Consider the following 23,473-nt stretch of genomic DNA (forward strand, 5'->3'; position numbering starts at 1 on the left):
TTAGCTCCAAGCCTCGGCCAACGGGCCGCCTTGCCCGAAAATGGGATCGAGCAACGGAAGCGGGACATGCGCAATGACCTGATCGGTAGCCGGCCGTTCGCCGGGTTTGCCGTATTGCATATCGGGCGCCTGCCCCGCCGGGCAGCAGCCCAGCGTCTGGAAGTCGGAAGAACAACCCACGTTCTTGTGCGCCAGTCCTGCCGGAAGAATCACCACGTCGCCCGCAGCTGCTTCGAGGATCGTTCCCTTGGGACCACCAAATTGAACGCGGACGGAACCTCGGAAAATGCACAGGCATTCATGCGCCGTGCTATGGTAGTGGTGGTAGGTGTAAAGCCCCCAGCGCCACGTGCCGCCCCAGCGGTTGGCTTTCACCAATGCATCAATCTGATCCGGTCCACCACCCGCCGGCAGCTTGAGCGCCTGCTGAAAAACCACCAACGGCAGTTTTCCATTGTTTGGAAAGCTCCCGCTTTCAGGGAACCGCTTCACTGCAACATTCTTTGGTTTCTGGCTGATGCCCTTCATTTAATTCACCGGTTCGATTCATACTCGGAAGTGCAGGCAAAGTCGTTATAAAAAAACGACGCCTTTATGTGGGATTTTCTTACAGAATCTGTGCATGCTGTTTATAGCTTGCAATCAGGAAAAATTATGCCGTTTAAAACCATACTGGTCGTTATTTCGTTCCTCTTCGGACTCTTGATCATTCGTCGCCTGCGGCAATACGACGTCCATGAACAGGAGCCCTTCGGGAAAATGCTGGCTGTGACTGTCTGGGGAGGCCTGCTGTCGATTGTCCTCTCGTTGTTCCTTTACCGCGTACTGCAGGAAGCCGGCATCAGCATTCGAGCCGGTGTTCCCTTTTCCTATTTCTACGTCGGCTTCATCGAAGAGCTCGCCAAGCTGTCCGCGCTCTTCCTGAGCTGGATGTTCATCCGCAATGAATTGAACGAACCGACCGACGGCCCGATCTACATTGCCTGCGTGGCACTCGGTTTTTCCCTGATTGAAAACTATTTCTATGCGGTCGCCACCCCGGCCACCTCCCTGCTCGTCGTCATTCGCCTGATCATCTGCACGCCGATGCATATGGCCTTCAGCATGTTCATGGGGCTCGCCTTTTTCTGGGCGATGCGCTGCAAAGGCGGCTGGGGCATTCTGCTCTGCGCGTATATCTTCGCCGGCGTCTACCACTCGCTCTACAACATTTTCGTGAGCTACTGGTTCCTCCTGCCGGGCGTCTACCTGATCCTCACCAGCGCCTACCGCTGGATGCACCGCCTGCTCGGCTACACCGCCGCGCAGTCGCCCTTCCGCCAGTCGCTCGCCGAATTCATCCACACCGCCCCCAGGCCCGAAATCGAAGAAGGCTTCGAATGCCTCGACTGCGGCAACCGCGCACCCAAGCCCACCTACACCCATGGACGCATCCGCGTTCAAAAATGCGAGGACTGCGGCGCCTATCTCTGCACCAAAGCCTCGCTCTGCCAAATGGTCCACCAATACGGGTCGCTTTTCGGCAGTCTGCACAAACACATCAAGCGGCTTTCCAAACACCGCAAACACCTCTGCGTGCTCGAAGCCGGCAACCGCATCGATAAAAAGAAACGCATCGCCTGTTTCCAGCTCGACGAATTCAACAGCGTCCTCGAAACCATGACCCGCCGCCACATCGAACAGACCGAGAAAAAGTGGTGGTTCCCGTTTAAGTGCGAGCGGTAGACCGCCAAGAATATGAAACGAATATTAGCCCTACTTATCCTGATCGGCATCGCTTATTTTGGGTTGAATCAACTCAACGTTGATCCGCCTCGAGCAACCCATGTCGCCAATGATGGCAATTTAACATCTGCCGAATCAAATAACCCCAAAAGCGGCAGTCCGTTCTCGGGCGTGGGCACAGTATCGCGAATTCTTTCTGACGATAACACCGGAAGCAGGCATCAGCGGTTTATCCTTAAATTATCATCCAATCGGACGATACTCATCGCTCATAACATTGATGTCGCCCCAAGAATCGAATCCCTGAAAGTCGGCGATACGATATCGTTCAACGGGATGTACGAATGGAACTCAAAAGGAGGCGTTGTGCATTGGACACATCGAGACCCCAACGGACGTCATGAAGCCGGATGGCTGCAAAAAGCAGGGAAAAAATATCAGTAGCTGAACGGCCGCTAAGCCCTCTAATTACCAAATGATCTGCGCCCATCTGCGTGATCTGCGGGCCCGAAACCACAAGAGCCTTTGGCTCGTAGAGCTAATGGCACTGACTTAAGCGCGGCTAGCCGCACAGGAAATTATGCACTTCCAACTCAGATATTTTTCTGCCTATCATATAAATTTACGAGATAGGCGGACACGTAGTGATACTGGACTGCAGTCCTAATCGTTCGTCAGAAAGGAGCACAAGCATGAACCCTATGGGATGGATACTGATCGCGGTCGGAGCTTTCGCGATGGCAGGAGGCATTTGCAATTGGGACTGGTTCATGAACGACAAAAAGGCCCGACTCATTGTTAAGGTCTTCAGCCGGGATGGAGCCCGTATATTCTACGGCATATTGGGCCTGCTCATTTTGGTGGCAGGCCTTCTTGGAACAGTCGGCGTCATCGATGCGCCGCAGTGAAGATGATGGGATGAGGAACCACTGAATGGATGGCATTTCCGGCTACGCGCAAAAGCCGCCATTCAGGACGTTCCAACCCACCCAAACCCTCAATCCCTCAGATAGTGGCAGCCGGTGTGGTGGACGCCGCGGTTTTTGAAGTAGTCCTGGTGGTAGGTTTCGGCGGGATAAAAGACACCGCCTTCGGTGATTTCGGTGACGATGGGCTTCTTCCACTTTTTCTGGGAATCGGCCTTTATCTTTTCAGCAGTCGCTTTTTGTTCGGGCGAATAGTAGAAAACGGCGGAGCGGTATTGCGTTCCAACGTCGGGGCCCTGGCGGTTCATGGTGGTCGGATCGTGCAGACGCCAAAAATAGGCGAGCAGCTCTTCGTAGGCAATCTTGGCGGGGTCATAGACAATTTCGATGGCCTCGGCGTGGCCCGTTTCTTTATAGCAAATCTCTTTGTAGGTCGGGTTTTCCGTTTTGCCGCCCGTATATCCCACCGTCGTGTCGATGACGCCGTCCAACTCTTGAAAAACCGCTTCGACGCCCCAGAAACATCCCGCAGCAAATACCGCCTTATCCATCTTGGTCTCCTTCTTTTCAGCTCCAGCCACAGACACCGTGGCCACCATTGCCAGTATAAATAATGTTCTCTTCATCATTATCTCCAAAAAATCGAGTTTATCGCCACAAAGAGGCGCAAGTTGCACAAAAACAATCACGCTTTCCGTCTTTGTGACTTTTGCGCCTCTTCGTGGCCAACCAAACAAACCCTTAGATTGCCTGGGGGAACTTTCGTTCAATCGGGAAAGAGAGGAAAACCAAGCGCATAGGCTTATTTGGAGCGAGGCTTGTTGATGAGGCCGAGTACGGCCAGCCCGACGAAGACGCCGGCCATGATGCCGGTAAACTTCCAGATTTCGCGCTGCTTTTCGATCATGTGGCCGGGCCGAGTAGCGGATGACCGTAGTGCCTCCAACCCGCAGGTCGTAGAGGCATCTCTTCCAGATTTTGGGAAAGCTGCGGACGTAGCGCAATTGAATCGGTGTTTCCGGCGCCATGTTTTTAAGCGAATGCTCGAAATAGTGCTTATGCTCCATGTAGTAGCACAGCTCATGGTTTTTCACCTCGGCATAAATGAGCAATTCGTTCTTTAACAGATCAAGCTTTCCGCCTTTATCCCACTCTTTGACGCGGTAGCGCGTATAATAGCCCACATCCTGCTTCAAATTTTCATGGACGGCACCACTACGTTGTCGACGACAACCGCCCAGACGCAAAAACAGAGCATGAACGCGGTGAACATATACTGTTTTTTCATCGCCCCCCTTGCTTTGCTAGTTTTTAAGGCTGTGAATCGGCGCAGGGATCCGGCCTCCAAATCGCACAAATCGTGCCGACTTGCCCGTGTTACGTACGGGCAGCACCACGCTTTCGCCAAACAGGCCACCGAAAGAGACAAATTCCCCGGCCTCCTTTCCGGGCACGGGAATAAGTCGCGCGGCCGTAGTTTTGGAGTTAATGACGCCAATCATCAGCTCGTCGGCCATGATGGCTGCAATGGTTTCGGCATCGGTGCTGCCAGGGATGGGAACCATGTCGAGGCCAACCGAACAAACGCAGGTCATCGCTTCGAGCTTTTCGAGTACCAGGCTGCCATCCTTCACGGCGGCCGCCAGTTCTGCATCCTCCATCACGGGGATAAACGCGCCGCTCAAACCGCCGACGCTTTGCGAGGCGAACGAACCGCCCTTCTTCACGGCATCGTTGAGCAGCGCCACGATGGCCGTGGAACCCGGCGCACCGATGGCGTCGACGCCGAGAATCTTCAAAATTTCGCCGACGCTGTCGCCGACGAGAGGTGTCGGAGCCAGCGAAAGGTCTACCACGCCGAACGGCAGGCCGAGCGCCTCCGCCACCTGCCGGCCAACGAGCTCGCCGCAGCGCGTAACGCGGAAAGTCGCCTGCTTGATCTCTTCGGCCAAATCGTCGAGGCCGAGGTTTTCCGCGCCGGCTTCGTTGATTCGGCGTTCGAGTGCGCGGGCTATCACGCCGGGGCCGCTGACGCCGACGTTGATGACGGCCTCGGCCTCGCCGAGGCCGTGGATGGCGCCGGCCATGAAAGGGTTGTCGCCGGGCTGGTTGGCGAAGATGACAAACTTGGCCGCGCCGAAGCCGTTACTATCGATGCTGGCCTCGGCCGTGTCCTTGACGGTCTGTCCAAGCAGCGCCACCGCGTCCATATTCATGCCGTGGCGCGTAGAGGCGGCGTTGACCGAAGAACACACCTTGCTCGTGGTCGATAGCGCTTCCGGAATAGCGGCAATCAAACCGGCGTCGCCTTGGCTGATGCCCTTTTCAACGTTGGCGGAATAGCCGCCGATGATGTCGATGCCCACTTCGGTCGCCGCGTTGTCGAGCGCTTGAGCCAGCCGTACGAATCCTTCGCGCGAAAATCCGGCACCGACGTGCGCCATCGGCGTAACCGAAATGCGCTTGTTGACCACCTGCACTCCGTACTTCCCGCCGACGCGGTCGCACGTTTCCACAAAGCTGCCGGCCAGCAGCTTGATCTTGTCTTCAATCTTTTGCGCCGTGCTTTCGGCGTCGCCAGTGCGGCAGTCGAGCAGGGTGATGCCCATCGTCACGGCGCGTACGTCCAGGTTTTCTTTCTGGATCATTTCAACAGTCTTAAGAATCTGGTCGGATCGGATCATTTCAGGTTTCTCGTTTCAAGTTTCACGTTTCAACTCATATCTCGTTGGTGGCTCTAAAAATATCGTTGTGCTGCAACACGAGCTTGAGCCCGCTGGCTTCCCCAAAGCGGGAGAGTTCCGCATTGAAATCCTCTAACAACTCGATATTTGAAAGGTCGAGTTGGAGCATCATGGTGTATTGGTCGGCTTCGACGTACGAGGCAAGGTCGAGAATGTTCACGCCGCGGTCGCAACAAAAGCGCGACACCTGGGCAACGAGCCCGACGCGATCGCGCCCGACGGCGGAAAGCACATAGGTGTGCTCTGGACTTTCGGAAGCCGTGAGCGAACCCTCGGCGAGCGCCACCGAAACCTTCGTCCCCGTCTGCTTCGCAAGGCTTTGCTCGACCTGCTCCACCGAAACACCGGCGGGGAAGCCGGCAATGAGAATCATTGTAAAATAGCCGCAAAGCACCGATTCGCGCAGGTCGGCCAGATTGCCGCCGAGCGTACTGATGCCCTCCGTCACTTCCGCCACGATGCCCGCGCGGTCGCGGTCCATCACTGAAATCGCCATAATCTGTTGGTTCACCATAACACTCCCGCTCCAAATAAATAGAGCTGTGAAGTATCTCCTGAAGTTCCCTCCATTGGAACAAAAAAGAGTCCTTGTTTGCCTCACGTTCTCAAAAATGCTCGATGGAGCCGCAAACCCTTCATCCCGCCCTTGATTTCCCGCCGAACAAAACTATAGTTCCCGCTCTTTAGAAGGCAGAATCTATGAGCAACCCCGAACCAATTGAAACCGGAGGCTACGAACACCGCTTTGGCGGGCTATACCGGCTGTATGGAAAAACCGCAATCGATGCATTGCGCCAGGCGCATGTGCTGATCGTCGGCGTGGGCGGCGTCGGCTCGTGGGTTGCCGAAGCGCTGGCCCGCAGCGGCATCGGCCACCTCACCCTGGTCGACTGGGACGACATCTGCTTTTCCAACACCAACCGCCAAATCCATGCCATGACCGGTACGGCCGGACGCGCCAAAGTCGATATCCTCGCCGACCGCATCCACCTCATTAATCCGGAATGCTCCATCAACGCCATCCGTGAATTTTATTCCGAAAAAAACGCCGATGAACTGATCCAGTCCGGCCTCTCCTACGTCGTGGATGCCATCGACAAAAAAAACGCCAAGATCCATCTAATCACCCAGTGCAAAACGATGGGCATTCCAATCATCGTATCCGGCGGAGCCGGCGGCCGCGTCGATCCGTCCAAGGTAGAGGTTGCCGACCTGCGCGATTCCTACAACGATCCCCTGCTCGCCGCCATCCGCAAGCAGCTGCGCAAAAATATTCCCGGCATGCACCTGCAGCATAAAAAAAAGTTTAACGTTCCCTGCGTGTTTTCGGCCGAAACCATCCGCTATCCCCATCCCGACGGCGGCATCTGCTTTGAAAAGCCCGCAGCCGGAGACGGCCCCAGACAGCTCGACTGCCAATTCGGCTTCGGGGCAGCCAGTTTTGTGACCGGAAGCTTCGGCTTCGCCATGGCCGCCCGCATCATCAACGACCTCGCTACCCAAGAGAACTGATCGCCACGAACGCCGACAAAGCCCATGGTTGCTTCGGCCTATTCCTCTTTCAGGCGGTAGCCCACGCGGCGGACGGTCTCGATAAATTGCCCAGCCGAACCGATCCGGCGGCGGATGCTCACGACCTGAACATCCACAGAGCGTTCGGAGACATTGCTGTCTTTCCCGTGCGCGGCCTCGATGATCTCCTGACGACTGAATGGGCGGCCCGGCTGGCTGGCCAGCAGCTTCAACACCAGATAATCGTTCTGGGTGAGATCCACCTTGTCACCACTCACTTTAACGCTGTATCGAACCGGATCAATCTCGAGATTATGAACTGCAATAATTTCCGACTCACCATCGCTTTCATGGTAGTGGCTTCGGCGCAGCACCGCATCAATCCGTGCATGAAGAATATGCAGACTGAAGGGCTTGACCACATAGTCATCGGCACCCTGCTCCAACCCGGAAACCACATCGGATTCCTGGCTGAGCGCCGAAAGCAGAATGACCGGGATCGAGCTGGTTTTGGAGTAGCTCTTAACCTGGCGGCAGACCTCCAAGCCATCGATGCCCGGGAGCATGACATCCAGCAGGATCATATCTGGGCTGAAGGACGCCACCGCCAGCAACGCGGCCTCGCCGGAATCCGCCACCTCAACCTCCCATGCCCTTTTCTGCATGTTGTGCTGCAACAGCTGCTGCACGGCAGGGTCGTCTTCAACTACTAGTATTTTTCGGGCGTGATTCATCCTTGCCTTGCTGTTTAGCTTCGGGTTTTCGCGATGCGCTCCACCTGCTTGAGATAGTCCTCGATGTCGGAGCGTGGCTTAAGCTCGTAGGCACGCCGCAACAGCGGAAGCGCATCCACATATTTGGCCTGCCCCACCAGCAGCTGCCCGTGGTAGAGCTTGGCTTCGGCTTCATACGTTTCGATGTTGGCCGCACGTTCGTAGTAAAACGCCGCCTTTTCCGGAACGCTGCGCCCATAGTGCTGCGCCAGCAAAATCAGTGCCTCGCCGTCGAGCGGATCAACCTCAACCACCTCTTCGAGAATCTGGACGACGTCATCGCCCCCGCCCTCGGCCACGGCGATGCGGGCCTGCAGCTTAAGCAATTCCTTGAGGTCGGCATTTTCAAGCGCGGCTTTTTTTTCCGACACGCGGTTGAGGATCCGCTTGGATTCGCCGAGCGCCCCACGTGCCGCCAGAATCTTGGCGGCGCGCAACGGTTTGGAGGGATCGCTCCCTGTGTCGATTTCGTAGGCGCGCAGGTAGGCGTCGGCCGCCATGTCCCAGCGCGATTCGTTGACGTAGATGTCGGCGAGCATCGTCATGCTTGCGGACGTGGCTTTGCCCATGACGTTGACGTATTCATAGTTTTCAGCCGCGCGCATCGGCTGCTTGAGGCCCAGGTAGGCATTGGCCTGCAGGAGCCAAAAGTCGGCATTGCCCGGCTTCTGCTTAATGAGCGTTTCGCACAGGCTGACGGCATCGCCAAACTTTTGCTGTTTGAAGAGGCTGCGGGCGAGGCCCAGCTGCCAGTCGATCGTTACCGGATCGAGCAGGATCGCCTGCCGGTAAGCCGATTCGGCGCAGAGGTTGTTCTCCGTCGAGCCGTAGGCAAAGCCAAGCAGGCCGTAGGCGATGCTGGTGTGGCCTCCGAGTTCGATGGTTTTGGTCAGATACGGCAGCGCCAAGGCAAAGTCCGCATTGCGGACATGGATCAGCCCCGCATTCTTATAGGCCCGGCGGAAGCTGGGAAACTTTTCAATGGCCTTGTCGTACCACACCAACGCATCAACGAAGTTGTCCTGCTGGAAATAGAGGTTGCCCATGGTGAAATCGAAGATGGCCGACGAGGAATCCTTGTTGGCTTTCTGCAGCTGCTTCATGGCTTTTCCCATGTTGTCCTCTTCGGCCAGAGCATCCATCACCTTCTGCATCTGCTCACGTTCTACAGCGGTAACGCGCGGCTCAATCTCGGCGTTTACGCCATAGCTGCCCATGAACTGTTTTTGGAAAAGCTCTTCGTCCCAAATGGAAAGATCCTGTACGACCTTGGGCTTGGTGTTCGGCTCCTCTTTCGGCTCGCTGACGCCACCCATGTCGGGCAAGGCATGAACCAAGTCCTGCATTTCGTCGGCCACCGCCATGCCGGCGAAAAAGCAGAGGCTCAGAAGAGCGGTTTGGGGGAATCGTTTTGTTCTCATGAATTAATCCTATTTTTGAAAGGTGATCGGCACGCGCATCCGGAACTGGACGGGCTTGCCCTTGCGCTTGCCCGGCTCGAACTTCCATTGCTTGACGGCCTTGATGGCGGGATTGTTGAAGGCGGGATGCGTCGACTTCTGAACCTTGAGGTCGCGGGCGCGGCCGGTCTGGTCGACGATGAACAAAACATAGACGGTGCCCTGCACGCTTTTGCGCGAAAGTTCTGGCGGATAGACGGGCGTCGGCTGATAGACCGCGCGCGGCTTTTGGTCGAGGTCGGAGAGGGAGAAGATGGCGTCCACTTCCTCGCCCCCGCCGGTCATGCCGTCAAGATTGATGGCAAAATCGCCGCCGCCAAATCCACCGCCGCCCGGATTGAGCGCCAGCTCCAATTGGGAAAGGTCGAGCGGCTGGGCATCCACGGCCGGAGGGGGAGGCGGCTGCTCTTCCGGCTCCGGCGGCTCTTCCTCCTCCACCGGAGGCGGGGGCGGAGGCGGCTCGACGGCCGTATCCACCGAGCGGATCGTGAGATCCTTCGACGGCGGTTTGGTGATCACCTGCAGAATCGGAAGCAGCATGAAAATAGCAAAAACAAGCACTAGGCCGAGTCCAAGGCTGGCCCCCTGCTGAAGCAGCTGTTTAAATAGTTTGGTAAGATTCTCCACAGCGAACTATCCTTGGTTCTTGAGGGTGGCAATACTTACCTTCATGGCTCCGGCGAGCTTGGCTTCGTCAATCACCCGAACAAGCAGGCCGGACATCACGTTCTGGTCGGCCTGTATAATCACAGGCACATCTTCCTTCTGCATCATGCGTTTAACCAGCGGGCGGATACCGGAAATCCCGATTTCGTTTCCGCCGTAAACAATTTCACCGTTGGCGGTGATGGCAATCATGATACTGGTTTTTTCCAGCTGCACCGAGGAGGCCGCCTGCGGCTTGTCCACTTCAACGCCGGTTTCTTCCACGAACGTGGTCGTCACGATGAAGAAAATCAGCAGGATGAATACGCAGTCGATGAGTGGGGAAATATCCACTACGGCATCGGTACTGTCATCGCTGTTATTTTTAAAACGTCCCATGGGAAATACTCCGTAATTCGTAATGGTTATGCCGCTTGGGCCTTCTGCTTTTGGCTGTCCTTATAGATCCGTTGCGAACAAACGGTCTGGAGATGGGCCAGAAAGGCTTTATACTGTGCGTGCTCGCGGGCCAGCTTGTACTGAAAGATGATTCCAGGAAGCGCGACGAGCAGGCCGGTTTCTGTGGTAATCAACGCTTCGGAAATTCCGGAGGCCACCATGCCCATGGTTTTATCGCCGCCGGCACCGGTGGCCAGCGCGGCAAATGTGGCCAGCATGCCGGTCACGGTACCCAGCAGGCCAAGCAGCGGCGCAATGCTAACGCAGGTCTGCATCACTTTCAGGTCACGATTCAGCGGCGCAATTTCCGTCTTCTGAAGCTCATCGAAGAGAATGTTGATCTCCTTGAGGTTGTTCGCGGCCATTACAAAACGGATCATTTTACCGACCGGGCCGCGTCCCTTTGCGGGCTCCTTAACCCATTTCTTCATTTTCTTTTCCGAGACATAGAGATACCCCTTTGCGCGGATGCGGAAAAAGATATTGGATCCCAGATAGAAAATGATTAGGGCATCAATCGCGAGGGCGATCATCGCCCATCCGCCGGATGACCAGATCTCCAGCGCCTGTGTCCAGATATTGGAAGTTTCTTCCATGGCTTATGCCGGTTCCGGGGCGGCTCGGGTTGCTCTGTTCATGAAGAGGATCGCGACCTGCTCCATATTATCGGTGATGCTTTTCGCTTTGCGGGAAAGGAAGGCATAGAGGACCAGTGCGGAAATCGCGACGACCAGGCCCAGCTCGGTGGTAATCAGGGCTTCGGAAATACCGCCGGAAAGCGTTTTGACATCGCCGGAACCGAATACGGTGATCAGCTTGAAGGTGTTGATGATACCGGTAACCGTTCCCAACAGCCCCATCAGCGGCGCCGTGGACGCGCAGACCGCCAGAACCGGCGTCAGTTTATTAACGCTCATGCGGGTGGTAAGCATTTCTTCGTACATCACTTCCTCAACCAGATCTTTCGACTCGTCAATGTGTTCAATGCCGACCGCCAGCATTTGCCCGGTCGGTCCTTTGATGTTTTTGATTTCAGCGACGGCTTTTTCGTGATCATTTACGAGCATGGCCCGCAGCACCGGCTGCACCGCTTTTTCCGAGGGTTTCGGAACCAGGGACAATTGAATCCATTTCACAATGGCAACCCCAACACAGAGAACAAACATGCCCAGAATAACGTAGGCCACAATGCCCCCCTTCTGGATATGCTCTTTGAACGTTTCCTTGGTTTCTTCAATCTTGCGCGCATTCCCCAGGCTGGGGTCGAACGGGAAACCGCCGGACTTTGCAGCAACGGTTGCTTGAACGAGAGCGGTATTCAACGGATCGGAAAAAGGCAGCACCGTCGGCTCCAGTGAACCCAGGCGCTGTTCAGCAATGCCCGCCAGAGCGCCATCTTCCGAAGCGAAGAGCGCGATCGGCCCGAGCATAATAAAGTTGCCCTGTTTAACGAGGCCGTCTTCACCGGCAGAAGTGCCGCTAAACGTGTTGCCGCCCACGATATCCTGAAGTCGCTGGATTGATGCTTCCACCAGCCCGGTCTGTTTCACGAAGATGGCTTCGGCGGACAGATTGCTGTTGTCCGGCGCCAGCGTTGCTGACTTTACCACCTCTTCATACTGATCGAGTTCGGCAATATGCAACCGTGTTTCAAAGTTGCGGGTATATTCAACCAGCAGATTGGAAATATAGTTTTTCTCGCCCTTCCGGCTCTTGATATCCGCCCGCAGGTTGTTCAGATCAAAATTGCGGCTGTCGAGCTGGCGCATAATCTTTTGATGCTCAAGACGGACATCCATCACTTCGTCTTCGAGGGCGTTAAGGCCTTTGACCATCGGCAGCTTTTCTTTGGCGATGCCTTTCCGGACATTGGAAAGCTCTTCCAAACTGGCCTCCAGTTTGGCATCCATCTGAATCGGGCTATCTGCAAACAGATATTGCGCAAGTACAATCAGGAGGGAGATGATAAAGATAATGCGACGCTGAATACTGTTCCAACGGTGTGTGTAGTAGAATCCTAAATCGTTCATTGGTTTTCCTTTAGTCAACACGGACGGGCATTTCGATGAAGGCCGCCACTTTTTCGTTTTTCAAAACCGAGATAGAGTCGGCAATACGCTGAGCAATCGTGTCATCTTGCTCCCAGCGCCAACCCTGGGAGGTTGCTCTGCCAACAAAAGCAACGTCGCCGTTGTTGTTGCAGGAATACCCGGCAGCGTAGCCGATATACATGGTCTGCACTTCAGCCGCTGATCCATCCGACAGCTTCTTTACTTCGCTGACCACCGTAATTTCTCCGGCGCCTTTGTTCAGGTCGTTGATGATCCCGATCACGTTCTGGTAGCGCTCGGACAGCGAAAGGTCGGTTTCATCGGTTTTAGGAATGCGCTGGCTGAGCGGCTTGATGCGTTCCTGAACCGGTTCCGGCAAGGTTGGAAGAAGCGCCAGCACTTCGCGCTCCAATATGAAGATTCGGTTAACGAGTGTGGCGGATGCATTTTTCAACGTATCCTTTTCCTTAACCAAATCCTCATGTTTCTTATCCGCATCCGTGATGAGCGACTGCGTTTCGTGGATCTTCTTGGAGAGGGCGTCGCGTTCGAAGCGAACCAGGTCGATGCGGTCGCCAAGCATTTCGCATTCGAGCTCCCACTTGTATTTTTCTTCGGAGATGAGCTTGCGGGTTTCGACCCATTTGGAAAGCGACTCCTTGGTGCGGCTGAGCTCCTCCGCCTGCACGCCGGCGGCGACGCTCGAAACGGCTAAAATAGTGATTATATATTTCTTCATGTTTACCTCGGGCTAATGTTCTATTGTAAGATTGTTTCCCTGCAATGAGTGGTTTGTTAGAGAGTGGTTACCACGTTGTGGTGACGCCAAGGGAATAGCTCCGGCCTTGCTTGTAGCTCCTTTTGAAGAGGTCTTCGTCCTTGTCGCGATAAACCTCCTCAATGCTCGGGTTCAGCAGATTCTTCGCTTGAAAGGTGAGCTTCCAGTGCTCGAAAAGATCTTGGCTAAAACTGAAGTTCAGGATTCCGACCGACTTTGCATATACATTAGGAATGGCAATGCTGTCCCCTTGGCTATCGGCGCCAACGGATGCCCCGCTCTTCAGCATTTCACCGCGCAGGTTGTAGAACAGTCCAAGCGAGGTTCCAAAGCGCTCGTTGTCGTAGGTGGCATTGATGTTGAACAGATACTCGGGCTGCCCTTCCATGTCGCGTTCCTTGCTGTCCAAGCCATACAAGGCCAACGACTCGCCGAGATCCTTGGGCACCACCACGTGGGCGTCGATCTTGGTGTAGTTCACCCCGATGGCGAATCCCTCCAAGTCCTCATGAATGAAGTCCAGCGATGAACGGGCTTCCAGCTCATACCCCTTGACTTCGCCCGAGGGATAGTTGACCGCTTGAATGTATTCCTCCCCCAGATATCCGAAGGTTTCCCTGTCGATTGGATTATCGATGTCCTTCTTGAACACACTGGCGGCGAACATGCGTCCGGGGGTCGGAAAAAACTCCAGGCGGACGTCGTAGTTTTTGATGGTGGATATTTCGAGATCGTTGTTGCCGATAAAGGTTTCGTCTTCGATGTAGTCGTACGTAATCACCGGTGCAAGCTCGAGGAACGTTGGCCGGGCAATCGTTTCGGCATAGTTCAGCCGCAGCTTAAGCGGCTCGATAATGTCATAGACTACGCCCACTGAGGGGAGCCAATCATCCTGCTCGATGTCGGCCCGTGATCCGGCCTGGTTTGTTGCATCGACCGAATAGTAATATCCACCGCTGGGAAGTTCGTTTTTCTTGATATACGGAAACGCCCGCTCAGGATCAATTTCTTCGTAGTCGGAGGACGGGTCGATGGAAATGTCGGTTTTTTCAAACCGTGCGCCGGCGATGAGTTTCAACTGCGTCGTCACCGGGAACTCCATCATGCCGTAGTAGGCCATGATGTCCTGTTCACCATCATAATCGACATCCCTTAGCTTGGGGAGCAGCTGCCACAACATGCTGTTTTGATATTCGGCCGATCCGATCCGGTCCGGGTCGGTGAATACGTCGGTCCAAAGCGCGCCCTCTTCATCGGAGGTGTAGGTTCCGAGGGTTCGCGCCCGTTCATAGGCCTCGACATTCGGCTGCCCCTGCCAGCCCTCATACGCAGCTAAATAGCCCGCCTCATCGAACGCAAAGTATGGGGGAACCGGCAAAAAGTTTATGTAGTCATTCGCATTAGGCTCGCCGGACGGTTTGGATTGCGGGGCCATGTCGTAATAGTAGCTGTGCTGCTTGTAGGTGCGGTCTGTATCGTCCTTCGCCCACCCCATCTTGATGCTCCCCTCGCTATCCGCAAACGCGCCCGACCCGGTGAAGAGGCCATACAAATCGAGGGCCGGGATGGTAAACGGAAGCTTTAGGTTGGACCCCCACTGGCCGTTGTCGTCTTTGGTGTTGCGCCAAGCGCGCGAAGTTGAATCGGAAGCCGAGCCCGATGATCCGTCGGCCTGCTGCTGAAAGCGGTATGTTCCATCTCCATTGTCATACACATAGTTTTTGAAGGTACGCACATCCGGCTCGTCCTGTTCGGCCTCGTTAAGCGACCAAAACCAGTCCAGCTCCGCGCCTAAGCGGGGCGTGAACAATTCATCCAGCTTATGGGAGCCCTGCAGCTGAAAGAGGTCCAGAGAGCGTTCAACATAATAGATGCTCTGCTTCTGCGTAATTGAATCGTCGTTTTCGGTGGGGATCAATTCCTTGATCTGTGCATTGTCGGAGGTCACCTGGTTATGAAGCACAACCACTCCCACTTCGTGGTTGTCGCCATACTGCACAGCCGCGCTGCCGAGCGCGCTCCACTTTACCTCCTCCGTGCCGGTCTGGGTTTTATATTGATTCGTTACACTGTTGTCCGGAAGGTCCAACGTGGCTTTGGAGTATGACTGTTCGCGCGCATTCTTATAGTAAAACTTATCGTCGTGGGTAAACGCCGCACTGCCGCCAATCGTCCAGTTGTCGCCTAGCGTCATTTTGCCGCCCCCGCTGATGCCGAATCCCCAATTGGGGCCGGGTGCATCCCGCTTAATCCCCATTACGGGATCTACGCCCCGAACAATCCGGTCGAGCGCCTCATGTTCGGGGTCGTTGGGGTTCGCGGCATCGGCCAAAGTTTCAAAGGAGGAGTCCTCCCCCGAGATCAGGCCGTCCTCTTCCATGGTCGGCATGCCCTTGACCATGTCGCGGTCGCCGTCGGCCGCACCCCAGAAGTCGACGCCGCCGCCTTTATACGTCACAAAATCATCGTTCCCGGTGGATTCCGAGTTGTATTCGCCCTTAACGGAAAACTTAAGGAAGGGTTCGTCGGGAATGGATTTGGTCCGGATGTCGATGCCCCCGCCGGTATAGTCGCCGGGCAGGTCGGGGGTAAAGTTTTTGTAGACCGTCATGCTTTCAATGGTCCCCGCCGGAAAAATATCCATATGAACCGCACGCTTCTTTGGATCTGCACTCGGCACGCGTATGCCGTTGACGGTTGTCCCAACGTAGCGGTCGCTTAGACCGCGGACACTTGCATATTTTCCGTCCACAACGGTTGCGCCGGTCACGAGCTTAAGCGCCCCGGCGGCATCGCTGGCCCCGGCCTTGCTCATCAAATCCGCGCCGACCGAATCCATCATGCCCACGCTGTCCATGCGCAGGTTGAGCAACCCGATCTCTGAGGCGCCGCCCAGTTGAATGTCGCGGACGACGAGCTCATCCATTTCCTCATATTCACCCGCCAGCGAGACGTCCACATCCGTCAGCTGCGCTTCAACCACAACGACTTCGCTCCTTATAAATCGGGAATAGCCCGACTTGCTGAACATTATGGTATAGGCCCCCGGAGCAACCGCCTCCAAATAATAGTTGCCGGCTTCATCCGTCTCCACCTCTTGCTCTGTTTCAGAGACATGTACCTTCACGCCGGACAGCGGCACCTCGAAATCGGCATCCATCACCATGCCCCGAATCCCGCCTTGCTGCCCAAACACCGAGAGGCAAGCAAACGTCAGAATGAATAAAACAACATGCTTCCTCATGGGTTAAATCCCTTCAATCCCGTGTCGAGGCGATCCGAGAACGAACCAAGAGCAATGCCCTCTGTACCGTCAAAAGCCAAACAAATGTCAACATAAGCCATCGCACGCGGCCGCGGATTTTCCAGCGCGGATGCAATCTCCAACGCACGGTCATACCCCTCAATAGACTTGGGCTTCATTCCGGCATTTGCGTAAGCTTTGGCCAACTGAGCCAACGCCGCCGGCTGCTCAATGGCTTGGAGCGTCTCAATCAGCTCCTCGGCCATACCAGCAACATCCTGAAAGGCATCGCTGCGGCCACAGGCCGTTGCTGCTTCCGCCGCCTGAATCAACAAGGGAACCTTGACAAAGTCGGGGAGCCTTAATCCCATGAGCTGAGCAGCAACGGCATCCAGCCATTCGCCGGCATTGGTTTTTTCGCCGGCAGGCGCAAGCGCACGGATCACCTGAAGCTTAAAATCAAAACTCTTCCACCCAGGAACCAACCCCGCGCTTTCATAGGCTTTCTTCAGCACGAGCCGCCGTGCATCCTGGTCCAGTGCGGTGTGCTGGCTGAGCGACAGATACTGCTGCGTCGACCAGATATTGAACTCCCACTCCTCAGCAGGAACTTCAAGATTCATCGACAGCAGCGGCGCCAGCGAGTTCGACCAGCTTTCAGGATTGGCGGAGGAAAGCTCCGCATAAATTTGGAGCCATTCATTGGGTTTGCCGCCCGTCGCTTCCGCATCCGGCAGCATGCCCATATAGGCTTGGGCCAGTTCAATATGCTGCTCAATCCGTTCCTTGCGCCACTCGGATTCCGTTCGCAAATCAAGCTTGGCCCTCGCGAGGCTTTTGAGGGCTTCAACATCGTTTCCATGTTCCGCATAATATGCCGCGAGGTCAGCATGCAGCACCCCGCGCCGCCACCCTTCGATTTGCTGCGCCAAATCATGGGCCTCTGCGGGGAGGCCGTCCGAGAGATAGGCCACCGCTATTTTTTCCTGGCACTTGGCCTTGTCCTTGGCATCGGTCTTGATGCAGCAGGCGAAAGACCAGCCATATTCCAGAGCGGTCGTGTTGGATGCCACCTGCGTGCCGGATGGGGAAGCCGCCAACAACTGCACGCAGAGCAGAGGAAGCATGAAAAGAGGGGTCTTCTTGGATTTCATAGATTTTTTATTTCGGGTTTAGCTAATAAAAAAGCTGATAACGGGCAACGCCCGTTATCAGTGTCCTTTGAGCGCGGAACGCGCCGTTGCTACATCACGACGACCTGGTAGACCTTGCTGTCGTCCAGCATTTCGGTGGTGAAGGTCACGTAGCCGCCTGTGCCTTCAACAATGCCAACATTGGTCCATGGGCCGGGAAGAGTCGCTTCCTGAACATAGTAGGTGACGCCGAGAACCGTTTCGAATTCGATGCTGTAGCCAGCAAACCCATTCAGAACCGGAGCCGGAACGGTGTCCGAGATGCCCACGAAGTATCCTAGGCGGTCGGCGGTCGTCCAGTTGGCGGCCCAGTTGTAGGAACCAAATGCGCCGGCATAGTTGGCCTTGGCAAAGAATCCGTCCACCGGAACGTTCATCGATACCGAAGCCGCATCGTTGGCGGCAGACGGATTCAAGAAAAACACCGAATTGTAATCTTTCCCGCCAATCGTCGTTGCGATCGGACTGCGGAAAAGGGAGGCAATCGGCGAAGAAGCCGCATAGGTGTTGTTAGAGGCGAACGGATTGAATCCATCAGCTGTTCCGTAATGCTCTTTGCTGGAATCGCCGCTGGAAGCGCCATAGGTCTGGCCTTCAGCCGCATTGTCCGGAATGTCGGTGCCGGTGCCAATGTTGAAAAACACGTTGCCCTTGAGCTCAAGCATCTTTCCGCCGGTCGAATGCGTGTAATAGGCATCGTTGACATAGTCGAGCGTCGTCTTGTAGCCGGAACCGTCGGTGCTGGACGGATCTTTTTCGATCAGCATCGGTGCGCCGCCAAAGTCCATGAATACGCTGTTGTAGTAACGGCCGGCGGTTCCATCGCGGAAGTGCAGCGCCGTGTTCTTGGTGTCCGCCGTGTTGGCAAGGCCGATATAGGTGGCGTTATAAATGGTCGGGCAAGAGCTCGGCTGGCTGGAGTCGCCGTCGCCACCGTCCATTTCCGAACCTTTGTCGGACTTGTCGTCCGTTTCAGCGAGCGGGCCCTGGACGTTCATCCAGAATTGGCCTTTGCCGCGGAAGCCCTGATCCCAGTCAAAGCCATCGTCGCCCACGCTCCACACCAGCATGTATTTGGTGTCTACCGTCGATCCAAAAAACTCAACCCCGTCATCCTTGTTCTGGAAAACTTCAACGTGGTCGATTTTGGTTTCACGGCCGACCGCGCCTAGCGTCAACCCATTGATTTCGTTGTCCGATCCAATCACGTAACCGCCGTAGCGAATGGAGACGTAGCTGATTTCGCCGCTATCGTCATCATCGTCGCCGCCTCCATATTTGGATACGTCACCGAAATCTTCGATGCCTTCAATCTGCAGTTCCAAAGACCCATCCGGAGACGGAGTTCCGGGATCGCCGACATCGGTGGCAATATAGCTGTTGCCCAGAACGATCAAACCGCCCCAGTGCTCCGCCATGCCGTTGTTCTGCTGGAAATAAGGTCCCGTGCCGGTCGCTCCACCAACATTGTCATCCGACTCATCCGTCATCACGATCGGAGCTTCGGCCGTTCCTTTTGCACGGATCTTGGATCCGCGGGCAATCACCAGCGCCCCCGGTCTTGCGCTCGTTCCGCCCGGCTCAAAACCGCGGATAACCGTGCCAGGCTCGATCGTCAGGGTCGCACCGTTATCAACAAAAATTACGGTATCAAGTGTGTAAACATTGTTGGACGTCCAAACCGTACTGACCGTGATGTCCGTGGCAATATGGATGTTCGCTGCTTGCGCTGCAAAACCTGCAGCCAACGCGGTCGCAATAATAAACTGCTTCTTCATGTCGTTCTCCTTTGTGTTTTCCCTAAAGCGATTGCGGTCACCCGCAATATTGGATTTATTTCATATGGCGTCTCAGGGAGAGAACCACCGGTCTTTTCATTTTATCCGGTCTGGTTTCTCTTCAAATCAACTGAATCGTTAAAGCGGGTGGGTTCGTTTTGGTTTATCAGTTCCGACCCAGCGGATTTGTTCCCTTTGACGCAACCCATTTGAGGGAAATCGTGTTTGGAAATGATTAGAAGAAGCTGTGAAAGCCGTTCGCATTGCGTTCGGTAAACGCAAGCGAATGGTTAGGGAAATGCGAGGAGGCGGCGTTTACCGCGTTTTTTGGGAACCCAGCAACGCCATTGCAGCCAACAAGATCAGGCCGATATTGCGTGCTACGCTCAGCCAGTCCATCGGCCTCGCCAAGGGCGAGCGGCTGAAGCAGCCGCAACTGAAAGCCGAGCCGCGCAAAAGGTTGATGGCAATGCCGCCGGTGAAGAACATCAGCAAGACCAACGCAACCCACAGCGCCGCCACGCGGTACTTTGGAATAAGCAGCAGGCAGATCCCGCAGCCGATTTCCAGCCACGAGAAATAGAGCGACGCCGCATTAACCAGCGCGTCGGGCAGCAAATGAAAGCGGTAGACTGACAGAGCGAAGTCAGCCGGATAAATTATCTTGTGGTAGCCCGAAAGCAAGATGACCGCAATGATGAACGAGGCAATCCAATACGCGAGCCGATAGATTTTCTGATCGCGGGTCATCGTTCGACCTCCCCGCCATGCTTTTCCCACAACTCGAAGCCGTCGACATAGAGCACAAGGTTGCTCGCCCCCATCTTCTGAAGTTCTATGGCCAGCATCAGCGCATCATCACACTCGCGGGTTTTGCAATAGAGGATGAGCTCCCGGCCAGAATCAATCAACCCGCCGAGGATTGGAAAATACTCGTCTAAGGATTCGAAAGGAATAGAAGCGGCACGGGGGATGTGGCCTTGTTCAAATTCCTCGGCCGAGCGCGCATCGATGAAAATGCTTTCCAAGGTTTGGAACTTTTCGAGCGCGACAGAAAGCGGGATCACCTTGATCTTTTGCTTCGTCGCCTTCGCCTCCACATGTCGGGACCAATCCTGCACCCATGGAATTTTTCGAGGATGAACCGAGTTCGCCACCACCGCCAACACCCCGCTCACCAGCAGGATGATTCCAATGCGCTGAAGAGTGGGGTTCATTATTTGGAAGAGGACGAACCGTATTCGGGAGGCGTCTCGGCAACGTTAAGGATCTGTTCCTTGTTCGGCCAGGCGCCTGTTGCTTCGAAGTAGAGGGTTTCGGGGGCGATATCCAGCTCGCCATCGTTCCATGTGATCGTATTCCAATCAGGATCGATGGAATACAGCTTGAACTGCTCAACATCAAGAAGAACCGAGAAAACGCCGCCTTTGTCGATAAACGGCTTAAAATCAACCTCGCCCGAGGCTCCGTCGGCAAACGACAGCTTTAGGCGGAGCCCGTCAACATGCTCAACTGTGACTACGTCGTAGTTCATTGCTCCGGAACGGAGATGAGGCTTCTAGCCTCGTTGCGCACGCAAAGTTCAGCGCAACGCGACTGGAAGCACGCGTCTACATTAGTCTTCTGAGGGCTCTTCTGTTTCAGATGCCTCTTCTGGCGCGGCTTCAGCAACGGGGGCTTTGCCCTCGGCGCCTTCAGCCAGCACTTCTTCGCCTTCGGCCACTTCCGGAGCGTCTTCCTCTGGATCGAGGACGGCGGCGGCGACTAACTTGTCGCCTTCCTTGAGGTTGAAGAGACGGACGCCCTGGGTGTTGCGGCCAATGACGCGCAGGTCGCTGGCGCCGATACAGATCATCTGTCCGCCTTCGGAGATGAGCATCAGGCGATGCTCTTCGGTGACGGCATGGGCACTAACCACCTTGCCGTTGCGGTCGGTGGTCTGAATGCTGATGATGCCTTTACCGCCACGGGTCTGCGTGCGGTATTCATCGAAGCTCGTGCGTTTACCGTAACCGTTTTCGGTGATGGCCATCATGGTCGACTCCGTGTCGACGATCTCGATGGTGACCACTTCGTCGTCGCCGGTGAGGGTCACGCCTTTCACGCCGCGGGACACGCGGCCGAGCGGACGGGCATCGGTTTCCTTGAAGCGGATCGCCTTGCCGTTTTTCATGCTCAGGATGATCTGGTCTTCGCCGTTGGACAGCCGTACACCGATCAGCTCGTCGTCTTCATCAATGTTGATGGCTTTCACGCCAGCAACACGAACGTTCTTATAAGCCGCCAAAACGGTTTTCTTAATGATGCCCTTTCGGGTCGCCATGATCAGGTTGTGCGCATGATCGTCGAGCTCGCGAACGCAAAGGATGGCGGCGAGCTTTTCGTCCTGCGCCATCTGGAGCACGTTGGCCAGCGAACGGCCGCGGCTTTGGCGTGTGCCTTCCGGCACATAGTAGGCCTTGAGCCAGTACATGCGCCCGGCCTCGGTGAAGCAGAGCAGATAGTCGTGGGTCGAGGCCGAGAAGATATGCTCCACGAAGTCCTCGTCCTTGGTGTTCATGCCCATCACGCCCTTGCCGCCGCGGCGCTGCTGACGGTAGGTGTCGGTCGGGACGCGCTTGATGTAGCCGGTGCTCGAGAGCGTAATCACGCACGGTTCGTCGGCGATAAGGTCTTCGATATCGATCTCGCCTTCATCGATCGAAAGATCGGTACGGCGATGTTCGCCATACTTCGCGCGGATCTGCTCAAGGTCTTCCTTGATGACGGAAAAGATTTTTTCCGGATGCGCCAGCAGGTCTTCGAGATAAGTGATGAGCTCCATCAGCTCGGCATATTCAGCTTCGACCTTGTCGCGCTCCAGACCGGTCAGCTGATAGAGGCGCATTTCAAGAATGGCCTTGGCTTGGATTTCGCTGAAACCGAACTTGGTCATCAGGCGTTCCTGCGCTTCTTCACGGTTTTTAGAATCGCGAATGATGCGAACCACCTCATCCATGTTGTCCATGGCGAGCAGGTAGCCTTCGAGGATATGTGCGCGAGCCTTCGCCTTTTTCAGGTCAAACTCGGTGCGGCGGGTAATCACTTCAAAGCGGTGATCAACGAAACACTGGAGGGTTTCCTTCAGGTTCAAGACGCGTGGCTTGCCTTTGTCGATGGCCAGCATAATTCCGCCGAAGGTCGATTCCATCTGCGTGTGCTTGAAAATATTGTTCAGCAGCACGTTCGGCACCGCATTGCGCTTGAGCTCGATGACGAGGCGTATGCCTTCCTTGCCGGACTCGTCACGAATGTCGGAAATGCCTTCAAGCTTTTTGTCGCGGACGAGGTGCACCATTTTGGTGATCAACAGCGTCTTGTTCAGCGCGTACGGAATCTCGGTAATGATGATGCGGGCCTTGCCGTTATCATCTTCTTCAATCGTAGCCTTGCCGCGAACTTTGATCTTGCCGCGCCCGGTGGTGTAAAAATCGCGCACCGCGTTGAGGCCGTAGACCGTACCGCCTGTAGGAAAGTCCGGCCCCTTGATCAGTTCGTGCAACTCATCAATGGTGGCTTCGGGATTGTCGATCAACAAGATGGTGCCGTCGATCACTTCGCCAAGGTTGTGCGGCGGAATATTGGTGGCCATACCGACCGCGATACCGGTTGAGCCGTTCACGAGCAGGTTGGGAACACGTGCGGGAAGCACGGTAGGCTCCATCAGCGATTCGTCGAAGTTCGGGCGCATATCGACGGTTTCTTTGTCGATATCGGCCAGCATTTCTTCAGCCAGCGGGCGGAGACGGCACTCGGTATAACGATAAGCCGCCGCGCGGTCGCCGTCGATCGAGCCGAAGTTGCCCTGGCCGTCGATGAGCATGCCGCGCATCGCGAAGTCCTGGGCCATGCGGACCATGGTGTCGTACACCGCGGTGTCGCCGTGCGGATGGTAGTTGCCGATCACTTCACCGACAACCTTGGCGCACTTCACATAAGCTTTGCTGTGCGTCCAGCCACGTTCCTTCATGGCGTAGAGAATGCGGCGGTTACCCGGCTTCATGCCGTCGCGCACATCTGGCAAGGCGCGGCCAACAATCACCGACATCGAGTAGTCGATGTATGCACGCTGCATCTCGTCTTCAATATTAATCAGGTCGATACGTTCGTTCGTGTTTTCCATAATAGGGCTTTCGTGTTTTTTAA

The 23,473-nt window shown here is 55.5% G+C and carries 22 protein-coding genes; 4 read left to right on the top strand and 18 right to left on the bottom strand.

Translation table 11 applies throughout. The annotated features are described in order from the left end of the window. Positions 1-528 carry a hypothetical protein gene (locus SCARR_RS17010; protein ID WP_136062865.1) on the bottom strand — a complete coding sequence of 176 codons (528 nt, stop codon included), beginning with the start codon at positions 526-528 and terminating at the stop codon, positions 1-3. Positions 529-654: 126 nt separating this feature from the next. Between SCARR_RS17010 and SCARR_RS17015 the strand changes: the two genes are divergently transcribed. The 3 genes from SCARR_RS17015 to SCARR_RS17025 all read left to right on the top strand — a co-directional run bounded on the left by SCARR_RS17015 (position 655) and on the right by SCARR_RS17025 (position 2,633). Beyond that, positions 655-1,725, top strand: coding sequence for a PrsW family intramembrane metalloprotease (locus tag SCARR_RS17015; protein ID WP_168433386.1), 1,071 nt, complete (start codon positions 655-657; stop codon positions 1,723-1,725). Between the two features lie 12 nt (positions 1,726-1,737). Next, the gene (locus tag SCARR_RS17020; protein ID WP_136062867.1) at positions 1,738-2,169 is read left to right on the top strand and encodes a DUF3465 domain-containing protein; all 432 of its coding nucleotides are present in this window, start codon (positions 1,738-1,740) and stop codon (positions 2,167-2,169) included. A gap of 248 nt (positions 2,170-2,417) precedes the next feature. Next, positions 2,418-2,633: an immunity 17 family protein gene (locus SCARR_RS17025; RefSeq protein WP_222846347.1), complete on the top strand. Its 216-nt coding sequence runs from the start codon at positions 2,418-2,420 to the stop codon at positions 2,631-2,633. An 89-nt stretch (positions 2,634-2,722) separates the two neighbouring features. Here the strand turns inward: SCARR_RS17025 and msrA are convergent, their stop codons facing one another. The 3 genes from msrA to SCARR_RS17040 all read right to left on the bottom strand — a co-directional run bounded on the left by msrA (position 2,723) and on the right by SCARR_RS17040 (position 5,909). Beyond that, positions 2,723-3,277 (bottom strand): peptide-methionine (S)-S-oxide reductase MsrA, encoded by a 555-nt coding sequence (msrA, locus tag SCARR_RS17030; protein ID WP_222846348.1) that lies wholly within the window; start codon positions 3,275-3,277, stop codon positions 2,723-2,725. 678 nt (positions 3,278-3,955) lie between these two features. Next, positions 3,956-5,335 (bottom strand): PFL family protein, encoded by a 1,380-nt coding sequence (locus tag SCARR_RS17035; RefSeq protein ID WP_136062868.1) that lies wholly within the window; start codon positions 5,333-5,335, stop codon positions 3,956-3,958. Between the two features lie 34 nt (positions 5,336-5,369). After that, a complete protein-coding gene (locus tag SCARR_RS17040; RefSeq protein ID WP_136062869.1) occupies positions 5,370-5,909 on the bottom strand; it encodes a glycine cleavage system protein R in 540 nt (179 codons plus the stop codon). A gap of 185 nt (positions 5,910-6,094) precedes the next feature. On the opposite strand from SCARR_RS17040, the gene SCARR_RS17045 reads away from it, so the two are divergent. Continuing rightward, on the top strand, positions 6,095-6,907 hold the full coding sequence (locus tag SCARR_RS17045; protein ID WP_136062870.1) for a tRNA threonylcarbamoyladenosine dehydratase: 813 nt from the start codon (positions 6,095-6,097) through the stop codon (positions 6,905-6,907). 38 nt (positions 6,908-6,945) lie between these two features. Here the strand turns inward: SCARR_RS17045 and SCARR_RS17050 are convergent, their stop codons facing one another. The 14 genes from SCARR_RS17050 to gyrA form a co-directional block, all read right to left on the bottom strand. Then, on the bottom strand, positions 6,946-7,641 hold the full coding sequence (locus SCARR_RS17050) for a response regulator transcription factor (protein ID WP_136062871.1): 696 nt from the start codon (positions 7,639-7,641) through the stop codon (positions 6,946-6,948). A 14-nt stretch (positions 7,642-7,655) separates the two neighbouring features. Then, positions 7,656-9,101, bottom strand: coding sequence for a tetratricopeptide repeat protein (locus tag SCARR_RS17055; protein ID WP_136062872.1), 1,446 nt, complete (start codon positions 9,099-9,101; stop codon positions 7,656-7,658). A gap of 9 nt (positions 9,102-9,110) precedes the next feature. Beyond that, entirely contained in the window at positions 9,111-9,767 is a 657-nt protein-coding gene (locus tag SCARR_RS17060; protein ID WP_136062873.1) for an energy transducer TonB, read from the bottom strand. A gap of 6 nt (positions 9,768-9,773) precedes the next feature. Continuing rightward, complete coding sequence (locus SCARR_RS17065) at positions 9,774-10,184, bottom strand: ExbD/TolR family protein (RefSeq protein WP_136062874.1); 411 nt, start codon at positions 10,182-10,184, stop codon at positions 9,774-9,776. A gap of 26 nt (positions 10,185-10,210) precedes the next feature. Beyond that, on the bottom strand, positions 10,211-10,840 hold the full coding sequence (locus SCARR_RS17070) for a MotA/TolQ/ExbB proton channel family protein (protein WP_136062875.1): 630 nt from the start codon (positions 10,838-10,840) through the stop codon (positions 10,211-10,213). Positions 10,841-10,843: 3 nt separating this feature from the next. Next, positions 10,844-12,274, bottom strand: coding sequence for a MotA/TolQ/ExbB proton channel family protein (locus tag SCARR_RS17075; protein ID WP_136062876.1), 1,431 nt, complete (start codon positions 12,272-12,274; stop codon positions 10,844-10,846). Positions 12,275-12,284: 10 nt separating this feature from the next. Next, positions 12,285-13,034, bottom strand: a complete 750-nt coding sequence (locus SCARR_RS17080; protein WP_136062877.1) for a DUF3450 family protein — start codon at positions 13,032-13,034, stop codon at positions 12,285-12,287. A gap of 67 nt (positions 13,035-13,101) precedes the next feature. Beyond that, entirely contained in the window at positions 13,102-16,317 is a 3,216-nt protein-coding gene (locus tag SCARR_RS17085) for a TonB-dependent receptor (protein ID WP_136062878.1), read from the bottom strand. Beyond that, the gene (locus tag SCARR_RS17090) at positions 16,314-17,471 is read right to left on the bottom strand and encodes a hypothetical protein (RefSeq protein WP_136062879.1); all 1,158 of its coding nucleotides are present in this window, start codon (positions 17,469-17,471) and stop codon (positions 16,314-16,316) included. The genes SCARR_RS17085 and SCARR_RS17090 overlap by 4 nt, the downstream gene beginning before the upstream one ends. Positions 17,472-17,560: 89 nt before the next feature. After that, positions 17,561-19,288 carry a hypothetical protein gene (locus SCARR_RS17095; RefSeq protein ID WP_136062880.1) on the bottom strand — a complete coding sequence of 576 codons (1,728 nt, stop codon included), beginning with the start codon at positions 19,286-19,288 and terminating at the stop codon, positions 17,561-17,563. Between the two features lie 315 nt (positions 19,289-19,603). Further along, complete coding sequence (locus SCARR_RS17100; RefSeq protein ID WP_136062881.1) at positions 19,604-20,038, bottom strand: MauE/DoxX family redox-associated membrane protein; 435 nt, start codon at positions 20,036-20,038, stop codon at positions 19,604-19,606. Continuing rightward, positions 20,035-20,505 carry a rhodanese-like domain-containing protein gene (locus SCARR_RS17105; protein WP_136062882.1) on the bottom strand — a complete coding sequence of 157 codons (471 nt, stop codon included), beginning with the start codon at positions 20,503-20,505 and terminating at the stop codon, positions 20,035-20,037. Before SCARR_RS17105 ends, SCARR_RS17100 begins: the two co-directional genes overlap by 4 nt. Further along, positions 20,505-20,822 (bottom strand): DUF2442 domain-containing protein, encoded by a 318-nt coding sequence (locus tag SCARR_RS17110; RefSeq protein WP_136062883.1) that lies wholly within the window; start codon positions 20,820-20,822, stop codon positions 20,505-20,507. The genes SCARR_RS17105 and SCARR_RS17110 overlap by 1 nt, the downstream gene beginning before the upstream one ends. Before the next feature lie 81 nt (positions 20,823-20,903). After that, positions 20,904-23,450: a DNA gyrase subunit A gene (gyrA, locus tag SCARR_RS17115; protein ID WP_136062884.1), complete on the bottom strand. Its 2,547-nt coding sequence runs from the start codon at positions 23,448-23,450 to the stop codon at positions 20,904-20,906. Positions 23,451-23,473 lie beyond the last annotated feature (23 nt).

It is taken from the genome of Pontiella sulfatireligans, from assembly GCF_900890705.1.
GTDB lineage: Bacteria > Verrucomicrobiota > Kiritimatiellia > Kiritimatiellales > Pontiellaceae > Pontiella > Pontiella sulfatireligans.